This is a genomic window from Pandoraea sputorum (genome assembly GCF_000814845.2).
Classification (GTDB): domain Bacteria; phylum Pseudomonadota; class Gammaproteobacteria; order Burkholderiales; family Burkholderiaceae; genus Pandoraea; species Pandoraea sputorum.
The window spans coordinates 816,712-837,076 of record NZ_CP010431.2 but is presented as its reverse complement, the minus strand read 5'-3'; the positions used below and the strand labels follow the sequence as shown (position 1 = coordinate 837,076).

Annotated in this window: 18 protein-coding genes; 10 read left to right on the top strand and 8 right to left on the bottom strand. The window is 63.3% G+C overall.

Annotated features, from left to right (window positions below):
• Positions 1–47 precede the first annotated feature (47 nt).
• The 3 genes from NA29_RS03805 to NA29_RS03795 all read left to right on the top strand — a co-directional run bounded on the left by NA29_RS03805 (position 48) and on the right by NA29_RS03795 (position 4,054).
• Positions 48–1,625, top strand: a complete 1,578-nt coding sequence (locus NA29_RS03805; protein ID WP_371328970.1) for a glucan biosynthesis protein G — start codon at positions 48–50, stop codon at positions 1,623–1,625.
• A gap of 351 nt (positions 1,626–1,976) precedes the next feature.
• Entirely contained in the window at positions 1,977–3,356 is a 1,380-nt protein-coding gene (locus NA29_RS03800) for an MFS transporter (RefSeq protein WP_039395910.1), read from the top strand.
• A gap of 254 nt (positions 3,357–3,610) precedes the next feature.
• Entirely contained in the window at positions 3,611–4,054 is a 444-nt protein-coding gene (locus tag NA29_RS03795; protein ID WP_052252496.1) for a FapB/FapC family functional amyloid domain-containing protein, read from the top strand.
• A gap of 13 nt (positions 4,055–4,067) precedes the next feature.
• Here NA29_RS03795 and NA29_RS03790 read toward each other — a convergent pair whose 3' ends face one another.
• The 5 genes from NA29_RS03790 to NA29_RS03770 all read right to left on the bottom strand — a co-directional run bounded on the left by NA29_RS03790 (position 4,068) and on the right by NA29_RS03770 (position 9,091).
• A complete protein-coding gene (locus NA29_RS03790) occupies positions 4,068–4,562 on the bottom strand; it encodes a MarR family winged helix-turn-helix transcriptional regulator (protein ID WP_084103433.1) in 495 nt (164 codons plus the stop codon).
• Positions 4,563–4,609: 47 nt separating this feature from the next.
• Positions 4,610–5,527, bottom strand: coding sequence for an alpha/beta hydrolase family protein (locus NA29_RS03785; RefSeq protein WP_174555894.1), 918 nt, complete (start codon positions 5,525–5,527; stop codon positions 4,610–4,612).
• A gap of 241 nt (positions 5,528–5,768) precedes the next feature.
• Positions 5,769–7,262, bottom strand: a complete 1,494-nt coding sequence (locus NA29_RS03780) for a histidine-type phosphatase (protein WP_052252494.1) — start codon at positions 7,260–7,262, stop codon at positions 5,769–5,771.
• Positions 7,263–7,394: 132 nt separating this feature from the next.
• Positions 7,395–8,255, bottom strand: a complete 861-nt coding sequence (locus NA29_RS03775) for an IclR family transcriptional regulator (protein ID WP_084103431.1) — start codon at positions 8,253–8,255, stop codon at positions 7,395–7,397.
• Positions 8,252–9,091 (bottom strand): IclR family transcriptional regulator, encoded by an 840-nt coding sequence (locus NA29_RS03770; RefSeq protein WP_224786727.1) that lies wholly within the window; start codon positions 9,089–9,091, stop codon positions 8,252–8,254. Before NA29_RS03770 ends, NA29_RS03775 begins: the two co-directional genes overlap by 4 nt.
• Before the next feature lie 259 nt (positions 9,092–9,350).
• Here NA29_RS03770 and NA29_RS03765 point away from each other — a divergent pair, with 259 nt between their 5' ends.
• The 3 genes from NA29_RS03765 to NA29_RS03755 all read left to right on the top strand — a co-directional run bounded on the left by NA29_RS03765 (position 9,351) and on the right by NA29_RS03755 (position 12,402).
• Positions 9,351–10,310, top strand: a complete 960-nt coding sequence (locus NA29_RS03765) for an MBL fold metallo-hydrolase (RefSeq protein WP_039395906.1) — start codon at positions 9,351–9,353, stop codon at positions 10,308–10,310.
• 98 nt (positions 10,311–10,408) lie between these two features.
• Positions 10,409–12,142, top strand: coding sequence for an FAD-dependent oxidoreductase (locus NA29_RS03760; RefSeq protein WP_039395904.1), 1,734 nt, complete (start codon positions 10,409–10,411; stop codon positions 12,140–12,142).
• 50 nt (positions 12,143–12,192) lie between these two features.
• Entirely contained in the window at positions 12,193–12,402 is a 210-nt protein-coding gene (locus NA29_RS03755) for a DUF2783 domain-containing protein (protein WP_039395902.1), read from the top strand.
• Positions 12,403–12,491: 89 nt separating this feature from the next.
• Here NA29_RS03755 and NA29_RS03750 read toward each other — a convergent pair whose 3' ends face one another.
• Positions 12,492–13,292, bottom strand: coding sequence for an IclR family transcriptional regulator (locus tag NA29_RS03750; RefSeq protein ID WP_052252493.1), 801 nt, complete (start codon positions 13,290–13,292; stop codon positions 12,492–12,494).
• Positions 13,293–13,642: 350 nt separating this feature from the next.
• On the opposite strand from NA29_RS03750, the gene NA29_RS03745 reads away from it, so the two are divergent.
• Genes NA29_RS03745 through pcaF form a run of 3 tightly spaced genes read left to right on the top strand, consistent with a single transcriptional unit; the run spans position 13,643 to position 16,204 of the window.
• Positions 13,643–14,317 carry a 3-oxoacid CoA-transferase subunit A gene (locus NA29_RS03745; protein ID WP_039395899.1) on the top strand — a complete coding sequence of 225 codons (675 nt, stop codon included), beginning with the start codon at positions 13,643–13,645 and terminating at the stop codon, positions 14,315–14,317.
• Positions 14,318–14,341: 24 nt separating this feature from the next.
• The gene (locus tag NA29_RS03740) at positions 14,342–14,992 is read left to right on the top strand and encodes a 3-oxoacid CoA-transferase subunit B (protein ID WP_039395897.1); all 651 of its coding nucleotides are present in this window, start codon (positions 14,342–14,344) and stop codon (positions 14,990–14,992) included.
• Positions 14,993–15,001: 9 nt separating this feature from the next.
• The gene (pcaF, locus tag NA29_RS03735) at positions 15,002–16,204 is read left to right on the top strand and encodes a 3-oxoadipyl-CoA thiolase (RefSeq protein WP_039395895.1); all 1,203 of its coding nucleotides are present in this window, start codon (positions 15,002–15,004) and stop codon (positions 16,202–16,204) included.
• Positions 16,205–16,368: 164 nt separating this feature from the next.
• Here the strand turns inward: pcaF and leuA are convergent, their stop codons facing one another.
• Both leuA and NA29_RS03725 read right to left on the bottom strand, forming a co-directional pair.
• Positions 16,369–18,081 carry a 2-isopropylmalate synthase gene (leuA, locus tag NA29_RS03730; RefSeq protein WP_039395893.1) on the bottom strand — a complete coding sequence of 571 codons (1,713 nt, stop codon included), beginning with the start codon at positions 18,079–18,081 and terminating at the stop codon, positions 16,369–16,371.
• 314 nt (positions 18,082–18,395) lie between these two features.
• Positions 18,396–18,863: an Lrp/AsnC family transcriptional regulator gene (locus NA29_RS03725; RefSeq protein WP_039395891.1), complete on the bottom strand. Its 468-nt coding sequence runs from the start codon at positions 18,861–18,863 to the stop codon at positions 18,396–18,398.
• A gap of 324 nt (positions 18,864–19,187) precedes the next feature.
• Here NA29_RS03725 and hppD point away from each other — a divergent pair, with 324 nt between their 5' ends.
• Positions 19,188–20,261 carry a 4-hydroxyphenylpyruvate dioxygenase gene (gene hppD, locus NA29_RS03720; protein WP_039395888.1) on the top strand — a complete coding sequence of 358 codons (1,074 nt, stop codon included), beginning with the start codon at positions 19,188–19,190 and terminating at the stop codon, positions 20,259–20,261.
• The last annotated feature ends 104 nt before the right edge of the window (positions 20,262–20,365 follow it).

Sequence of the window (20,365 nt, the reverse complement as noted above, 5' to 3'; positions counted from 1 at the left end):
CGGCGCCGAGGCACCCTACCCCTTCACTTCAGGAGCGACTTTTGGTTTTGTTTTTTCAGATTGCGTCCTGGCGCCGATGCGCATCATGGATCGTCACGGGTGCCGCCCTGCTGGGCGCCGCGCATGCCAATGCGTTCTCCCTCGACGACGTAACCGCCCGCGCGAAGGCGCTCGCCGACAAGCCCTACGCGGCCCCTGCGAGCAACCTCACACCGGCCTTCGCGAAGATGCAGTTCGGCGACTACATCAAGATTCAGCCGCGCCGCGAAGCGTTCGAATGGAACGATCAGCCGACGGCGTTCAAGCTCGGCTTCTATCATCAGGGCATGCAGTTCAGCACGCCGGTGAAGATCAACGAGATCGTCGGCACCGGCGCTAACGCGAAGATCGACGAGATCAAGTACGACAGCAAGCGCTTCGATTTCGGCGATCTGAAGCTCGATCGCAGCGCCACGCACGACCTCGGCTATGCAGGCTTTCGTGTGCTCTACCCGATCAACGAACCCGGCAAGCTCGACGAGATCATGAGCGTGCTCGGTGCGAGCTATTTCCGCGTGATCGGCAAGGGCCAGATCTATGGTCTGTCCGCACGCGGCCTTGCCATCGACACCGGCCTGCCCATCGCCGAAGAATTCCCGGCGTTTCGCGAGTTCTGGATCGAGCGTCCGAACGCGGGCGACAAGCATCTCGTCTTCTACGCATTGCTCGATTCGAAGCGCGCCACAGGCGCTTATCGCTTCGATCTGACGCCGGGCGAAGACTCGCTGCTGAAGGTGCAGGCACGCGTGTTCATGCGCGACAAGGTGACCAAACTCGGCATCGCGCCGCTCACGAGCATGTTCCTGTTCGGGCCGAATCAGCAGCGCGACCCGTACAACTTCCGTCCGGCACTGCACGACTCGAACGGCCTCGCGATTCATGCGGGCAATGGCGAATGGATCTGGCGTCCGCTGAACAATCCGCGCAACGTCGCCATCAGCCAGTTCCAGGTGACCAACCCGCGAGGCTTCGGCCTGCTTCAGCGCGGACGCGATTTCTCACAATACGAAGACCTGAAGGACCGCTACGATCTGCGTCCGAGCGCGTGGGTCGAGCCGCAGGGCGACTGGGGTAAGGGGCATGTCGAACTGGTCGAGATTCCGTCGCCGGACGAGACCAACGACAACATCGGCGCGTTCTGGACGCCTGATCAACTGCCGCCCAAGGGCACGCCGCTGCAGGCCGACTACAACATCCGCTGGACGATGAACGAGCGCGGCATCATCGACCGCAATCTGGCGTGGGTGAAGCAGACGCTGCGCACCGCAGGCGAAATCACACAGGCCAATCTGATTCGTCACTTCGACGGCAGTACCGGCCTGATCGTGGACTTCGACGGCGGCCCGCTCGCCACGCTGCCACCCGGCTCGGTCACACCGCAAATCAGCGTGAGCGACAACGCCACCATCATCGAGCAGACGCTGCAGCCGAACCCGGTCACGCACGGCATGCGCCTGAACCTGCGCGTGATGGTCAAGGACCCGGCCAAGGTCGTCGAACTGCGCGCCGCACTGGTCTCGGGCGGGAAGGCCATCAGCGAGACGTGGAGCTATCAACTCCCGCCCTTCTCCGTCGCCAGGCAATAAGTTGCATTGATGTAGTCCGTGCGGCGGTGTTCTGCCGCCGCACACCCCGCCTCCCGCGACACGCCCCTCACCGTAATTAAACAGACACTTACGAGCGGCGTTTTCTCATGTAAAACCCTAAAAACATCAAATTCGCCTTGCAGTCGACGTCCGTTTCGCGTTTACTGCATGCACGATATTGCATGAACAGCCACCCATCGCAGGACACAGAGGTGGTCTGCTTCTCCGGTGACGGCCACAGGTCGCGCCTCTGAAGCTCGGCCTAGCTGCCGCGTGCGTCGGTCATGAATGAAAAAGCCAAAGACTCTCCGCGATCCGACGGAGGGCGGATTCGTTTATGGAGACACCCGCATGCGACACATCGACGTACATCATCTGGCCGACGAAGCACGCTTCAACGGCTATCACGGACGCATCTTGCTCTGGTGCGCGCTCATCATCATCTTTGACGGCTACGACCTCGCAGTCGCGGGCATTGCGCTGCCGTCGATCATGAAGGCGATGAACGTCGACGCGACCAGCGCCGGTTTCATGGTCAGCTCCGCGCTCTTCGGCATGATGTTCGGCGCCATCGTGATGGGCATGGTCGCGGACAGCATTGGCCGTCGCAAAGCCATCGCCATCTGTGTGCTGATGTTCTCGCTGTTCACCGCAGCGGCCGGGCTCACGCATGAGCCGATCAGTTTCTCCGTTACTCGCTTTCTGGCAGGCGTCGGCATCGGTGGTGTGATGCCGATTGTCGTGGCGCAGATGACGGAATACTCGCCGCGACGTCTGCGCGGCACACTCGTCACGCTCATGTTCTCAGGCTACTCGGTTGGCGGCATGCTCGCAGCACTTCTCGGCAAGGGGCTGATCGAATCGTACGGCTGGCAGTCCGTGTTTCTCGCGGCCAGCCTGCCCGCACTGCTCGTGCCGTTCGCAATGAAGGCGCTCCCCGAATCGATGCCGTTTCTCATTCGTAACGGACGTATCGACACACTCAAACAAGTCCTCGGCCGCCTCTCGCCGGATTACGTTGCGCAGCCGAGCGACCAGTTCGCACTGCCGGGCACGGACCGCAAGCAAGCCGCGCCGCTCTCGCGGCTCTTCCAGGACGGCCGTGGCTTCAGCACCGTCATGCTGTGGGTCGCGTTCTTCATGTGTCTGTTCATGGTGTACGCGCTCAGCTCGTGGCTCGCGAAGCTCATGGCCAGCGCCGGTTACAGCCTCGGCTCAGCGCTCACGTTCGTGCTCGTGTTGAACTTCGGCGCGATGCTCGGCGCGATCGGCGGCGGCTGGCTCGCAGATCGCTTCAACATCAAATACGTGCTCGTGGGGATGTATGCACTCGCCGCTGTGTCGATCACGTTGCTCGGCGTGAAGGTCCCGACACCGGTGCTGTTTGTGCTCGTGGGACTGGCCGGTGCATCGACCATCGGCACGCAGATCGTGACGTACGCTTATGCGGGTCAGTTCTATCCGATGGCGGCACGCGGCACAGGGATCGGCTGGGCTTCCGGCGTGGGACGCAGCGGTGCAATTCTCGCGCCCATCGTGATCGGTGTACTCGTGAGCATGTCGCTGCCGTTGCAGCAAAACTTTATGGCAATCGCGATTCCCGCCGTCATTGCGGTGATCGCCGTGTTGCTCATCGACCACAAGAAATCGGCGTCGGTGCAGCAGCAGGCAGCAATGCAGTCGCAGGGGCATTCGACGGGATTGGCGAACGGCGCGGGAGAACCTGCGTAATCTCGCGCGTCAAGAGTGGTTCAGGTGAATTTTTGCGCGAACGCATGACGGCACGGCGACGTGTCGTCATGCGAGAATGCGCGCCGCAGCGGTCACGGGAACGACTGCGGCTTTCGATGAAGTGGCACGCCAGAGCGGGGCACATTAACAACAGCCAGGCGCGCAAACGACATACGAAAAAAACATTCAACCCGGGCGCCTCAGGCGCCGTTATCCAGATATCCGTCCCAACGGACGATCTGGGGAAGACCAACATGCCGCGTCTCGCTTCGCTGAGTGCTTTCGTGCTGGCCGTTGCCAGTGCTAGCGTCACCCTCTCCACCGCCGCTGCCACGCCCGACGACGCCAGCGTCGTCCAGCTCTCCACCCGGCAGACCATCGCAACCGACGCCGTTTTCAACGGCCATCCGACAGTCGTCGCAACGCTCGGCGCGGATGCGCTGCGCGATGCCCACGGCAGCTTCGGCGTTAACGTCGCCGCCGGTGCACTCAACGTGCAATCCAATCAGATCGTGGTGGCGCAAGCGAGCCACGTGTCCATCGATACGACCCAGACGATCCGCAATGCAGCGACGGTGACGGGCGCGATGAACGCGTCGCTCGGTGACCGCGCGCTGATGGGTGCCGCAGGCAACATCGGTGTGAACGTGGCGGCGGGTATCGCGAACGCGCAGTCGAACGCACTGGCGATTCACTGACACCCGGCGCGCGTCAGCCTTCTGCCGGGAACTGCTTTTGCAGATTCCCGAGCCAGCGCGCTACGACGCGAAGCTCGGCTTCGGTGAAATCGTCGTGTAACAGGTCGTTGAGTTCGGCCAGCACATCGCGCGCGCGACCGATGGCTTTGTGACCGGCGGCCGTGATGCGCAAACGCGTGGCACGGCCATCGTTGGCATCGGCCCAGCGCGTGAGCAGACCCGCGACGACCATACGATTCGCCAGCCCGGTCATGGATGACGGCGAGAGTTGCAGCGCCGCACCGACTTCGCCGACGAGCGCGTCCTCATGATGCAGCAAGTAGAAGAGCACGCCCGCCTGCGCGGCGCTCACGCCCGCGTTCTCCGATGCGCGTGCGTCGATCCACTGCTGCACGCGGCGTTGTCCGACATTGAGCAGGAAGAACAGGCGTCGGTCGGCCGCTTCGGTCGTCGACTTGCTTTGCTTGACAGATTTTTCAGTCGCAGGGGACGCCTGGCGTTTGGGCATGCCGTCTCGTCAGTCTGAGGAATTCGGGATCAAAGGATCGCGGGCGGTCATGCCGTCGGCGCCGACACACCCGCTCCTGTGCGACGCTCCCCGGCATTCACTGCGCCCGTCGACAACAACCAGTCGATGGTTTCCGGCCACGCGAACGCGCCGGAACGCTGGCGGAAGTATCCCATATGCCCGATCGATCCGGTGTCCGAAAGACTCGCCGATATCTCCCGACGCGTGACGTTCTCGTGACTAAACCGTGATACGAGAATGTCGATGCCCAGGGGCGTCGCCCAGAGATCGTCGTCGAAACCGAGCGAGAGGATCGGCGTGCGCACGCGAGCAAAACGGGCCTCGGCGTCCAGCGTCGGATCGTCGAAGAAGTAATTCGGCAAGCGCGTCCAGCCGCTCCATTCGAGCAGTACGTCTTTCGGCAGGTCCTCACCGATGCCGAGGTGGCTGCCCGGCATGTAGCCCACGAGACGTGCGAGCGGCGGTGCAAGCCAGTGCATCAGCAATGTGACGCGTGAGCGTTCGCGGCGGTGCTTCACCACGCGCATCGCCCCCGCGTGCGACGCCACCTGAACGGCCGCGCGCAGCAGGTTCGAGCTTTCGCACAATCCGATGGCGTGACCGCCAAAGCTATGCCCGACGGCATACAGCGGCAGCGACGGGTAATGAGTGCAAGCCCAACGCGTGACGCCCTCGACATCCAGATCCGCCCAGTCGCGCATACGCGCCCGAAACCCTCTGAGCGATGACGGTCGCGACCCGTCGATGCCTCGATAACTGTAGGTGACGGCAATCAATCCGCGCTCGGCGACGTATTTCGCAAACGCGAAATAAAGCCGCTCCGGTACGGCCGTCGCCGGGTGCACCAACACAACGCCTTTCGCAGGCAATTCCTCGGGATACCAGACATGCGCGCCGAGCGGATAACCGTCGACGGCAGGAATCTCAGCAGCAAGTGACGTCACGATACGACTCCCGGGCACTCGCATACCCGGGGGGATGTCCAGCGCCTCTCAGTAACTTATTTCGAAGACACACATAGTTCGCACACGAAGTATATTTCGATTTTTATTTCGCGCACGAAATAAATTAGAGGTAAACGTCCGCGTGACTCACCGTTGCGGAATCTGCGCAATAAAAAACGGGAACCGAAGTTCCCGTGATTTATTCAGGTTCGCGCCAGTGGCGCGCTCGTCAGCGCACCTGTCACTGAACGCCCGCAAGACACGCAGGCGACAACGCCGATTTCACGCGTTGCGAGAACGCGGGCCAGCGGCACGCTTTGACGTCCGGTCCGTCGCCGCAATCGGGCAGCGCGAGGGCTACGCGCTTCGCCGGTTCATCCAGCGAGAGCGACGTCAGTTGGCGCAGTTGCTGCATCGACTGATACACCAATTCCACCCGAACGAACGGCTCGCCCGCCGGATTGCGCCACAGCGAGAAGACGAGTGCACCGTCGGGCGGCGTATTGTCCGGCTGGTCCGGCAATTGCCAGTCGAGCTTCAGCATACCTGCGAGGTTGGCGAGGTTCGTGTCGTGTCCCGTCAGTACGAAAACGCGGTTGCCCGTCGGCAGCGCCGGGCCGCGCACGGCGGGCGTCGACGGCGCACTCGTCGCTTCGGCACGTGTAAGTGCGTCGAGCACGGTCGCGAGCAGTGGCGTGCCGTTGGTCGTGGCGAGATACGGGGTCTTGTTCAGCAGATCACGCTGCGCGTTATGCGCCTCGAGCAGCAGCGCCCAATCCTTGTCGTCGCGAATGCGTCCCCACGCGACCTGATTGTCGGGCAAGCCCTCGCCAGCTTGTAGCAGGAAAACTTCGGACGCCTTCGCCGCGCTGCCTAACGCGCCACGCAACGTCACACCGCTGCCGTCACTCTCCACACGCAAACGCGTTGGCACTTCCTCCAGCTTGCATCCACCGGGCGCACCGCAAGCGGGACTGTGCGCGTAGTCGAGCACCTCGCCCATGCGCGCGAGTGTTGCGCTGTAGCGCTTGTTCAGACCGGCGACGCCCTCCGGCGCCAGACGTGACTCGATGGCCCCTCGAGCCGCGCCCGGATCGAGCGGGCAATCGCCTGCGGCGACTGGCTGAAAGACGGCGTCATACGTCGTGAGATCGGGCTGATGCGATGTGCGCATGTCGCATCCCGGCGCGATCCCTTGCAACAACGCATTACCGGATTCACGCGTGCGCTGATCGATGTCGGCCCATCCGTAGATGGCACCGGGGGCGGGACATGCATGCTCCGGCAATACGCGCCGCGCGCGCAGCCAGTCGCCGTAGTAGCGGCCCATGCGCTCGGACAGCGATCCGCCGCGGGCCGTCAGATAACCGGCGGGCACCGGCCAGCCGGGCCACGCGTCCGGGCTGAGTTTGTCCAGCGGAGGGTGGGCGTGGGTCGGGGATCGGACACCGTGGCGACTCACGATCACGGTGGAGACGAGCGTCCAGTCGGCGGGCATGCCGTCGATGCGGGCAGCAGACTCGGGCGGCTTCGCGGGGCCCGGCTGCTGCGGGGCGGGCGTCGTGCAGGCGCCCAGTGCGCCCACGATGCTCAGCGCGGCAATACGTGTCTGCCACCGCGCGCCGTTATGCCTGAACCACCGGCGGACCGGAACAATGTCAGTGGAAACGGCGGGAGATCGAACGGGTTCACGGGTCATCACACGGGTCATCACGCGGGTCATGGCAGCAGTCATGGCAACAGGTCGGGGTGACAGGGAAACGCGGGGAACGCGGGTGGCGCCGACGTCCATCTTACCGTGCGTGCGCGTCCCCTCGGCGACCATCTGTCCGACGTGGCGGAAATACGTCGCCGTCGGGCCGAACGACTATGCCGACGCCTCGTCCACGCGTCCCACCGCGCCGAAACGCCACGACAACCGATGCGCTGCGGCGCGCAACGTTTGCAGCGGTGCGGCGTCGAGCGCGGTTTCGAAACTGCCCGTCGACCCCATCAGCGCGAGCACCAACGTCACCTCGCCCGTGTGATCGAACACCGGCACCGCAATCGTATCGATGCCGGGCACGGGATTGCTCAGCGCCGTATCGAATTGCTGCTCGCGAATCGCGCTCAGACGCGCGCTATAGTCGGCAGGCGCCTTCGCCGCACGCCCTTCCGCGCCCAGTCCCGCCATGCGCACCGGCTCTTGCGCGAGGAGTCCGTCGAGCACGGCCCCAGGCAGGAAGGCCGCGAACGTTCGCCCAATGGCCGTGTTCACCAGCGATAGCACGGTGCCGATGCGCAAGCTCACGTGCTGCGGACGCATCGCCTCTTCAAGACGCACGACCGTCGGCCCCACCGGCCCCAGAACCGCCATCGCGGCCGACAACCCTGTCGCCTGCGCGAGCGCCAGAATTTCCGGCTCGGCTTCACCGGTCGGCGACAGACGCTGCAACGCCATCAGCCCGAGATCCAGACTCAGCGCGCCCGCTTCGAAATTGCCGTTTTCGTCGCGCGAGAGCAGACCCGCCCGCTGTAGGCTGACGAGATGCGGGTGCGCCTTCGCCGCCGCCATTCCGGCTTCGCGCGCGAGCACGTTGAGCGGCAACGGACGTCCCGCAGCTACCAGCGCTTCGAGCAACATGCCCGTGCTCTCCAGCGCCTGAATGCCTCGCTGCGGCTTTGCAGGACCACTTTCCATCGCTTCGCTTTCCACTTTGGGTTCGCTACGGTTTCGGGTCGCGCTCATGCCGCCACCTCGCCGTCGTTGCCCGACATCCCGATCTGCGCTGCGATGGCGGCGGCCGTCGCCCGCAATGCGCTCGCGGCGGCACCGTCCCACGCGACGTCGAGCGCCGCTGTCGGACCGATGGCCGTGAGCGCGAGGCGCAAACGCCCGCGCGTGTCGAACACCGGCGCACACAGACTGCTCACCGACGGGCTGGGCGTATTCACGCTGCGCGACATGCCGTGCTCGCGCGTCTCGTCCAGCAAGGTGTCGAAGCGCGCCCGCTCCGCCGCATCGCCCGCCATCTGTTCGTGCCACGCCGGTGGCCATTGCGTCTGCGGTGTAAAGGCGCAGAACGCGCGGCCGGTCGACGTCGTCGTGAGCGACATGACAGAGCCCACATGCAAATTCACATGCAACGGAAACGCCGCCCGTTCGAAATGCACGACGACTGGCCCTTGCGGCGCGCCGGTGCAGATCGCCACACAGAAGCCCGTCTCGCGCGCCAGCGCGACCACACGCGGCACGGCAGCGCGATACGCCGAATCGTTTTCGAGATGCAAGAGCGCGAGGCGCAGCGTCATCGGTCCCGGCGCGTAGTCGCCGGACATGGGATCGCGCTTGAGCAAACCTAGTCGCGTGAGACTCACCAGGTACGGATGCGCCTGCGCAGGCGGCAACCCCGCAAGCGTGGCGATATCGCCGGGGCTCAGCGGGCGGCGTGCCTGCGCCAGCGCCTGAAGCACACGCGCCGCGACATCCACGCTTTGCACGCCGCGCGATGCACGGCCTGGCTGGCCTGCCGCCTCGGTGCCGTGCGTCGCGTCGGTCGTGCCGTCCATCGGAATTCGATTCATGCAGTTCTGGGAGCTGCGCTCCCTCGGGAAAATGGCCTAGATTTTAAACGGGTCGGCAGCGAGATTCCCGGACAACCGTCCAATGCCGCAGGGTAAACCCGCAACGAAAACCCGCTTCGATCACTTACGCCGCAACATTAGCAAATAACAATCAGATTTGTCATTGACAAATAATCCAGGCGTTTCGTAAGATGCCCTCACCTAGGGGCAGTTCGCCCTACAGCACCATCCCCGCAGACGAGATAAGAGAGAGACAAGCATGGCCAAAGCATTCGCCTCGCAAGCCGACCTGGAAGCCAAGAAGGTCACGTTCACCCAACTGTCGGAAAACACCTGGGCCTACACCGCCGAGGGCGACCCGAACTCGGGCGTCATCATCGGCGACGACGGCGTGATGATCGTCGACACGACGGCCACGCCCGCCATGGCGCAGGACCTGATCGCCAAGATCCGCACCGTCACCGACAAGCCGATCAAGTACGTCGTGCTCTCGCACTACCACGCCGTGCGCGTGCTCGGTGCGTCGGCCTACTTCGCCGAAGGCGCACAGCAGATCATCGCCAGCCGCGGCACGTACGAGATGATCGTCGAGCGCGGCGAAGCCGACATGAAGTCGGAGATCGAGCGCTTCCCGCGCCTGTTCGCCGGTGTCGAGACAGTGCCCGGCCTCACGTGGCCGACGCTCGTCTTCGAAAAGGAAATGACGCTGTTCCTCGGCAAGCTCGAAGTGAAGATCGCGCACCTCGGTTCGGGTCACACGAAGGGCGACACGGTGGTGTGGCTGCCGTCGCAGAAGGTGCTGTTTTCGGGCGACCTCGTCGAGTACGACGCCGCCTGCTACACCGGCGACGCACAACTCGCTGAATGGCCGGCCACGCTCGACGCCCTCGCCGCGCTGGGCGCAGAGAAGCTCGTGCCGGGTCGCGGCCCCGCGCTGACTACGCCCGACGAAGTCGCCAAGGGCCTCGCCTACACCAAGGATTTCGTGACGACGCTGTTCGAAGCGGGCAAGCAAGCCGTCGAACAGAAGCTCGATCTGAAGGGTGCGATGGCGCTTACGCGTAGCCAGATGGATCCGAAGTTCGGCCACGTCTTCATCTACGAACACTGCCTGCCGTTCGACGTGACGCGCGCCTTCGACGAAGCGTCCGGCATCACGCATCCGCGTATCTGGACGGCGCAGCGCGACAAGGAAATGTGGGCCGCGCTGCAGAACTGAGTCCGCAATAGATAGCAATCGGCAGTCAAAGCAAAATTAGAAAAACGTCACCCGCCGGCGCTCGCGTGCCGGTGCGGTGCCGACGATGGAGACTTTGCATGAGCAGCATCGATTACCAGCGCCTGACGTTCGAATACCGGTCGTGCGCCGAACAGGCCGCGCACGCCGACCCCGTCACGCATCCCGTTATCGTGGTCGGTGCAGGCCCAATCGGCCTCGCCACCGCCATCGACCTCGCGCAGCAAGGCGTGTCCGTGATCGTGCTCGACGACGATTGCACGCTCTCGACCGGCTCGCGCGCCATCTGCTTCGCCAAGCGCACGCTCGATATCTTCGACCGTCTCGGTTGCGGCGAGCGCATGGTGGAAAAGGGCGTGCGCTGGAACGTAGGCCGCGTGTTCCTGCGCGATCAGGAGGTCTACAACTTCGATCTGCTGCCCGAAGCGGGTCATCATCGTCCGGCCTTTATCAACCTTCAGCAGTATTACGTCGAAGGCTATCTGTTCGAGCGCGCAAGCGAGTTGCCGAACATCGAGATTCGCTGGAAGAACAAGGTCGTCGGGCTTACGCAGCAGGGCACGCCCGGCTCGGCGGATGCGAGCGTCACGCTCACGGTCGAGACGCCGGATGGCGAGTATCGGACGACAGCGCGCTACGTCGTTGCGGCCGACGGCTCACGTAGTCCCGTGCGCAAGCTGATCGGCGTCGACAGCCACGGACGCACGTTCAAGGACCGCTTCCTGATTGCCGACGTGAAGATGACAGCGGACTTCCCCGCCGAGCGCTGGTTCTGGTTCGACCCGCCGTTCCACCCGAATCAGTCGGTGTTGCTGCATCGTCAGCCGGACGACGTCTGGCGTATCGATTTCCAATTGGGATGGGACGCCGACCCGGTCGCCGAGAAAGCGCCCGAGCGCGTCATTCCACGCGTGCAGGCACTGCTCGGCCCCGATGCGAAGTTCACGCTGGAATGGGTCAGCGTCTATACGTTCTCGTGTCTGCGCATGGACGACTTCCGGCACGCTCACGTGCTGTTCGCAGGCGACTCCGCGCATGGTGTGTCGCCGTTCGGTGCACGCGGGGCCAACAGCGGTGTGCAGGACGCCGAAAACCTCGCGTGGAAACTCGCGCTGGTGCTGGCCGGTCACGCCCCCGACACGCTGCTCGACACTTACGCTCGCGAGCGTGAGTACGCCGCCGACGAGAACATCCGCAACTCCACGCGCTCCACCGATTTCATTACGCCGAAGAGCCCCGTGTCGCGCGTGTTCCGCGACGCTGTGCTGACGCTCGCCCGCGATCATGCGTTTGCGCGTCAACTGGTCAATAGCGGACGTCTGTCCGTGCCCGCCGTGTTGCACGAGTCGACACTGAACACTGCGGAAACCGACACGTTCGCCGGCCACATGACGCCGGGTGCCGCCTGTGTCGATGCGCCGCTCGCGCGTCACGGTCAGGCGAGCTGGCTGCTGCCGCGTCTGGGCGGACGTTTCGTCGCGCTCGTGTTCGGTGCGCCGTCGTCGCTCGATGCGGCATCGCTTGCCGCGCTCGAAGCCTTGTCGGGCGACAGCGTGCCGGTGATTCCGGTGTTCGTTACACCGGATCTCGAAGCGGCATGCGATACCCACGACGCGCACAGCGTCTGGCACGACACGCAAGGCCTTGCGGCGCAGCGTTACGACGCCGCGCCCGGTACGGTGTATCTGATTCGTCCCGACCAGCACGTGTGCGCGCGCTGGCGTACGGTCGACGCGACGGCCATCGCGGCCGCACGCGAACGCGCGCTGGGACGCACCGCACCGGAAGTCGCGCCGCTGCAATGCGCGGCATGAGCGCGTGACGACAATCCGACGACACAAGTAAAGCACGCAGGAGACACTTCATGGCCCTCGATACTCAACCGCGACTGACGCGTCCCGACGACTTCTATGAGGCGCTCATCGACATGCATCGTGATCTCGACGAAGCGCAAAGTCAGGCAGCTAACGCGCAATTGATTCTGTTGCTCGCCAATCAGGTCGGCGATCACGACACGCTGCTCTCGGCGATTCGTATTGCCCGTGCCGGGGCGCTCGGCAACGCAGCGCACTGAGCGTCAGCCGTTGCGCATCGTCAATGCAAAAGGGGCATCCGTCATCGGATGCCCCTTTTGCTTGCGACGACGTTCGCCGTGCGTAATCGTTACACCACCACCATCTGCGAGATCTTCTGCGCGGCCTGCTGCAACGGCGCGAGGAATTTCGCTTCCATCTCGGCAGCCGACGTCCGGTTCGCCTGACCGCTGACGTTCATAGCGGCGATGACCTGACCGCCGCGATTGCGGATCGGCGCAGCAATCGAAATCAACCCCTCTTCCAGTTCCTGATCGACGAGCGCCCAGCCCTTTGCGCGCACGTCGAGAATTCGCGCGCGTAACGTGTCGATGTCAGTGACGGTGCGTCCGGTGTGCTGACGCAGATCGGCGCGTCGCAGGATGGCGTCGAGTTCGTCGTCCGGCAATGCGGAGAGCATCACGCGGCCCATCGACGTGCACCACGCTGGCAGGCGGCTGCCGATGGAGAGGTTGATCGACATGACTTTGCGCACGGGCACCCGCAGCACGTAGACGATGTCGTCGCCGTCGAGCACCGACGCCGAGCTGCTTTCCTGCACCTCCTGGACCAGCGCCTCCATGAACGGCTCGGCCAGATTCCACAACGGCATCGACGTCAGATAGGAAAAACCGAGGTCGAGAATGCGCGGCGTGAGACGAAACAGACGCCCTTCGCTGCGCACATAACCCAGTGCTTCGAGCGTGAGCAGAATGCGGCGTGCCCCGGCGCGCGTGAGGCCGGACGCCTGCGCCACTTCGGAGAGCGTCTGTGCCGGACGCGTTGCGTTGAACGCCTTGACCACAGCCAGCCCGCGCGCAAACGACTGCACATAGGAGTCGCCCGGCTTCTTGTCGGTCGCGTCAGGGATGTCGTTCGTCGCTGGGGTCATGTAATCGGTGAAAGTCAGTGAAAGTTGAGCATTGCGTGAACGGCAAGCGTAATGGATTTGCGCCGCCGGTTCTACCGCGCGAGTTCCTCCCGCTCACGTCCTCCCCGGGCCTTCTCAGATCGTGCGCATCGCAAAGACTCCGGGCAGCCCCTCGCTTGACGCCCAACGACGGAAGGCTTACGCTGTTCTTATAGCGAATATTTGTTCGCTATAAGAACATTGTGAACCAGACGATGCCGCCGCACAAGACGTCATCGCCGGGAGACAGCCACCGGAAACGCGATGGCCAAGCGTGTTCATCCGGTTGGAAGGTGGATTTGCGAATTGACGGAAATGCCCAGGAGGCACGTGTGATCAACAAGATTTACGACTCGCTCGCCAGTGCGGTCGCGGACGTCCACGACGGCGCGACGATCATGATTGGCGGCTTCGGCAACGCCGGGATGCCCTCGGCGCTCATCGACGCCCTGATCGAACAAGGCGCTCGCGACCTGACCATCGTCAACAACAACGCCGGCAACGGCGAAACGGGCCTCGCCGCGCTGCTCAAGGCGGGACGCGTGCGCAAGATCATTTGCTCGTTCCCGCGTCAGACCGACTCGCAGGTGTTCGACGGTCTTTACCGCGCTGGCAAGATCGAACTTGAGCTGGTGCCGCAGGGCAACCTCGCTGAGCGCATTCGCGCTGCAGGCGCGGGCATCGGCGGGTTCTTCACACCGACCGGCTACGGCACGCTGCTCGCCGAAGGTAAGGAAACGCGCATGATCGACGGCAAGTCATACGTGCTCGAATCGCCTATCCACGCCGACTTCGCGCTCATCAAGGCGCTCAAGGGCGACCGCTGGGGCAATCTCGTGTATCGCAAGACCGCCCGCAATTTCGGCCCGATCATGGCCACGGCGGCGAAGTGCGCCATCGTTCAGGTGAGCGAAGTCGTCGAACTCGGCGAACTCGATCCGGAAGCCGTGGTCACGCCTGGCATCTTCGTGCAGCGTGTGGTCGCCGTGCCGCCCACCGCCGCCTGATCCCCATCTGAACCGGAGCAAGACATGAATCGACTGACCCGCGACCAGATGGCCGCCCGCGTCGCCCAGGATATTCCCGACGGCGCTTATGTGAATCTCGGCATCGGCCTGCCCACGGCAGTGGCCAATCATCTGCCCGCCGAAAAGGAAATCATTCTCCAGAGCGAGAACGGCGTGATCGGCATGGGCCCGGCCCCTGCCAAGGGCGAAGAGGATGAAGACCTCATCAACGCTGGCAAACAACCCGTCACCCTGAAGCCGGGCGGTGCGTACTTCCACCACGCCGACTCGTTCGCGATGATGCGTGGCGGTCACCTCGACTTCTGCGTGCTGGGCGCGTTCCAGGTCTCGAAGACCGGCGACCTCGCCAACTGGCACACGGGCGCACCCGATGCGATTCCGGCTGTCGGCGGCGCGATGGACCTCGCGAGCGGCGCGAAGCAGGTGTTCGTGATGATGGAACACCAGACCAAGCAGGGCGAGAGCAAGATCGTCGAGCAATGCACGTATCCGCTCACCGGCGTGGGCTGCGTCACGCGCATCTACACCGACCTCGCGGTCATCGACGTGACGCCCGACGGGCTGCGCGTCGTGGATATGGTCGAGGGCCTCGCGTTCGACGAACTACAACGCCTGACCGGTGTGACGCTGCTGCCGTCCCCCTCCATTGCCTGAGGTTGAAAAATGAGTGAAGTCTTCATCTGCGACGCGATTCGCACCCCTATCGGCCGCTACGGCGGCGCACTGTCGTCGGTACGTGCCGACGATCTCGGTTCGATCCCCCTCAAGGCGCTGATGGCGCGCAACGCGAACGTCGACTGGACGCAAGTTGCCGACGTGATCTACGGCTGCGCCAATCAGGCGGGCGAGGACAATCGCAACGTGGCACGCATGTCGTCGCTGCTCGCCGGTCTGCCGCAGGACGTGCCGGGTGCGACGATCAACCGTCTGTGCGGCTCGGGGATGGACGCCATCGGCACGGCCGCGCGCGCCATCAAGGCGGGCGAAGCGGGTCTGATGATTGCAGGCGGCGTGGAGAGCATGAGCCGTGCGCCGTTCGTGATGGGCAAGGCAGCCAGCGCGTTTTCGCGTCAGGCAGAGATGTACGACACGACCATCGGCTGGCGTTTCGTCAATCCGCTGATGAAGGCGCAGTACGGCGTGGATTCGATGCCCGAGACGGGCGAGAACGTGGCGACCGATTTCGGCATCAGCCGCGAAGATCAGGATCGCTTTGCGGTGCGCTCGCAGGAGAAGGCCGCGCGCGCTCAGGCAAACGGCACGCTGGCCGAGGAAATCACGCCGGTGTCCATCGCCCAGAAGAAGGGCGAAGCGATCATTGTGGATCGTGACGAACACCCGCGTGCGACGAGCATGGAAGCGCTCGCCAGACTCAAGGGCGTGGTACGCCCTGATGGCACCGTGACCGCCGGTAACGCTTCTGGCGTCAACGACGGCGCCTGCGCTCTGCTGCTGGCAGACGAGGCGAGTGCGGCGCGCTATGGCCTGACGCCGCGTGCCCGTGTGTTGGGCATGGCGACGGCAGGGGTGGCACCGCGCATCATGGGCATCGGTCCGGCTCCCGCAACGCAAAAACTGCTCGCGCGGCTCGGTATGTCGCTCGATCAGTTCGACGTCATCGAACTCAACGAAGCGTTTGCGAGCCAGGGCCTTGCCGTGTTGCGACAACTCGGCGTGGCCGACGACGATCTGCGCGTCAATCCGAACGGTGGCGCCATTGCGCTGGGCCACCCGCTCGGCATGAGCGGCGCACGTCTGGTGACGACGGCGATGTATCAACTCAAGCGTACGGGTGGTCGCTTTGCGCTGTGTACGATGTGCATTGGGGTCGGCCAGGGCATCGCTATCGCCATCGAAGCGGTGTAATACAGCATCACCGCCGATGTTTTCGGGCCGGGAGTGCGTGCGGTCACCGGTAAGTTCCGCCACGCCGCTCCCAATGTCCCGTCAAGCACGATCAGTGCCGGACGGGACGCTTCTGCCCAATGTCTCCTTCAGTCCTTCCTGTCATTCCTTAGCGTTCGCGCGGCTCAGACAGCCTTCGCAACGTCACGCATCACGGCATCGAAGAACTTGCCTTGTGCGTCGGCATCGCTGCGTGCGTAGGCACGGTTGATGCCGCTGATGACCGCGCGGATCGAGGCCGTCGTCAGATTGGCGTCGATACCCACACCGAACGCGCTGCCCACAATCGTTTCTCCCGCCATTTCCGCGATCGCGATGGCGCGTGCATCTGCGCCTTGCGTCAGCGCACGTTCCTCGTAGTGCTGCACGCGAACCGGCGTGCGCATGGCGTTCATCAACGCGTCGAGCGGACCGTTACCGGCACCCGACACCGTCGTGCGCTGGCCATGCACGTCGATGGTCACGGCGATGTGCTGACGGCCGTCGCGCTCGGAGAGCGTGTGGGCGACGTACGCCACCGGAGCCGTCGACGCCACGTATTCCTTCTGGAACAGTTGCCAGATCTGCGAGGCGGTGACTTCCGCACCCGTCTCGTCGGTGTAGCGCTGCACGGCCGAGCTGAAGTCGACTTGCAGGCGACGCGGCATCTGCACACCGTACGTCTGCTCCAGCAAGTAAGCGATGCCGCCCTTGCCCGACTGGCTGTTCACGCGAATGATCGAGTCGTACGTGCGGCCGAGATCGCTCGGGTCGATGGGGAGATACGGCACTTCCCAGACGGCATCCGGCTTCTGTGCGGCGAGGCCCTTCTTGATGGCGTCCTGGTGTGAGCCGGAGAATGCGGTGAACACGAGATCGCCGACATACGGATGGCGCGGGTGCACCGGCAACTGCGTGCATTCTTCCGACGTGCGAGCGATTTCGTTGATGTTCGAGAAGTCGAGACCGGGATCGACGCCCTGCGTGTACAGATTCAGACCGAGCGTGACGAGGTCGACGTTACCCGTGCGCTCGCCATTGCCGAACAGGCAGCCTTCGATGCGATCCGCACCGGCCATCACGGCCAGCTCGGCGGCGGCAACGGCCGTGCCACGGTCGTTGTGCGGGTGAACGGAGAGGATCAGCGAGTCGCGACGCGCGAGGTTGCGGTGCATCCACTCGATCTGGTCGGCGTAGTAGTTCGGCGTGCCGATTTCGACGGTCGCAGGCAAGTTGACGATGCACTTGCGCTCAGGCGTCGGCTGCCATACGTCGAAGACGGCGTCGCAAACTTCCTTGGCGAAATCGAGTTCGGTGCCCGTGAACGTCTCCGGGCTGTATTGCAACGTCCATTGCGTTTCCGGGGCGGCATCGGCGCAACGCTTGATCGTCTTGGCGGCGGACACGGCGAGCGCCTTCACACCCGGCTGGTCGAGATTGAAGACGATGCGGCGGAATTCCGGGGCCGTGGCGTTGTAGAGGTGAACGATGGCGCGCGGTGCGCCCTTGAGCGACGCGAAGGTGCGTTCGATGAGATCGTCGCGGGCTTGCGTGAGCACTTCGATCGTGACGTCATCGGGAATGTGACCGCCTTCGATCAACTCGCGCACGAAGTTGAAATCGGTGTCGGAGGCCGACGGGAAGGCCACTTCGATTTCCTTGAAGCCGATGGCGACGAGCGTCTTGAACATGCGCATCTTGCGCTGGGCGTCCATCGGCTCGAAGAGCGCCTGATTACCGTCGCGCAGGTCGGTGCTCATCCAGATCGGGGCACGCGTGATGGTGCGGCTCGGCCACTGTCGGTCGGGGATGTTGACCGGGGTGAACGGACGGTACTTCGTAGCGGGGTTCTTCAACATGGCGGGTCTCGATTGTCAGCAAAAGTGTCAACCGGACGACGCACAGACGCAGATAAGCTACGACCTCCGGTTGGATGAACCGGGGCTCAGGTCGGCGTAACTGGGGAAAATCAGCGGTGCTTCAGTGAGGAATTCAGACGATGCACGCGCGCAGCAACGGACCAAGCCCGGTGGAGCGGGCTAGTAGTCGTAGCGAGAGGGAGAATTGCGCGGTGATCATGTGGCACATGAAATCACAGATTTTCGGACGCTGTCAACCATGATGTGTCGCCTCGCGCGTTTCCCACGGTGTGGGATAGGTAGCGCCGTCGCCGTCAGAGCGGCACGGCCGACGTGCATTTGATCTCGTCGAGACAGACGCTCGACTTCACGGCGCTCACGCCGGGAATGCGCATCAGCGTATCGAGCAGAAACTCGGACAGCGCTTTCAAATCCCGCGCCACGACCTTGAGCACGTAGTCGATGTCGCCCGTCACGGAAAAGCATTCCTGAATCTGCGCGAGTTCCGCGACCAGTCCCTTGAAGTTCGACAGGTCGCGGATATGGCCGCGCTCCATCGTCACATGGACGAACGCGACCACGCTGAAGCCGAGCCGCTGCGCGTCGAGCCGGGTGTCGTAGCCCTTGATCACGCCCATTTCTTCGAGACGGCGGTGACGTCGCAGCGTCTGCGCGGGCGAAAGCTTGATCGCTTCAGCCAGTTCGAGATTCGAAATCCGTCCGTGACTCTGCAATATTCCCAGTAAGCGTACGTCAATCCGATCAATTTCAATGTCGTGCATTTTTATTTCTCACCCAAGCCAGTTCTGGAAATATTAGTGCATAACCTAGGGTTTCCCTAGCGCATTTACGAAATCCTATTTTGCGCCGACGCACTTACACTGCCCCTCATGAAATGACGAAAATTTGCGCAAAACACTTGCACTAGCAAGGATTTCGACGAACGGAACGCGCCGATTGCGATATCCCGACTCATCGGTCGATAAAGCGCAATTTTGTTGCACGATTCGAAGTCGTTTGTATTTGCCGGGACGTAACCTCCGGCCGGTGCATGCGCCCAATGAATTTGTCATCCCTGCAAATCACTTCACCAAGCCGAGACGATCATGGCCGACCTGTTTGAAAATCCGATGCAATTGATGGGCTTCGAATTCGTGGAATTCGCTTCGCCTACGCCGAACGTCCTCGAACCCATTTTCGAACAGATGGGCTTCACGCTCGTGGCGCGTCACCGCTCGAAAGACGTGGTGCTGTACCGTCAGGGCGAGGTCAACTTCATCGTGAACCGCGAGCCGAACAGCGAAGCGGCCTACTTCGCCGCCGAGCATGGCCCGAGCGCCTGCGGCATGGCCTTCCGCGTGAAGGACTCGCACAAGGCCTACGCCCGCGCGCTGGAACTCGGCGCACAGCCGGTCGAGATCGAAACCGGTCCGATGGAACTGCGTCTGCCGGCGATCAAAGGCATTGGCGGCGCGCCGCTGTATCTGATCGACCGCTTCGAAGAAGGCAAGTCGATCTATGACATCGACTTCGAATACATCGAAGGCGTCGACCGTCACCCGGTCGGTCACGGCCTGCGCCTGATCGATCACCTGACGCACAACGTCTATCGTGGCCGCATGGCTTACTGGGCCAACTTCTACGAGAAACTGTTCAACTTCCGCGAGATTCGCTACTTCGACATTTCCGGCGAGTACACGGGCCTGACCTCCAAGGCGATGACCGCCCCCGATGGTAAAATCCGCATTCCCCTGAACGAGGAATCGGCCAAGGGCAGCGGCCAGATCGAGGAATTCCTGATGGCCTTCAACGGTGAAGGCATTCAGCACATTGCCTTCCTCACCGACAATCTGCTTCAGGTCATCGACAACCTGCAAATGGCAGGCGTCGATCTCATGACCGCGCCGAACGACTTCTACTACGATGCGCTCGAGACCCGCCTGCCGGGTCACGGTCAGCCGGTGGGCGAACTGAAGGCGCGCGGCATTTTGCTCGACGGTACGACCGAGAACGGCAAGCCGCGCCTGCTGTTGCAGATCTTCTCGAAGACACTGCTCGGCCCGGTGTTCTTCGAGTTCATCCAGCGCGAAGGCGACGACGGTTTCGGCGAAGGCAACTTCAAGGCGCTGTTCGAATCGCTCGAGCGCGACCAGATCGAGCGCGGCACGCTCAAGGTCTGAGTTCCGGGGAGACACGATCGTCCGCTCGCACGGACGATCCCAAAGGACACGGCGACGGCGTCATAAGCGCCGCGCCGTGGCGGCTCAACGCTTCCGGTTCGTGC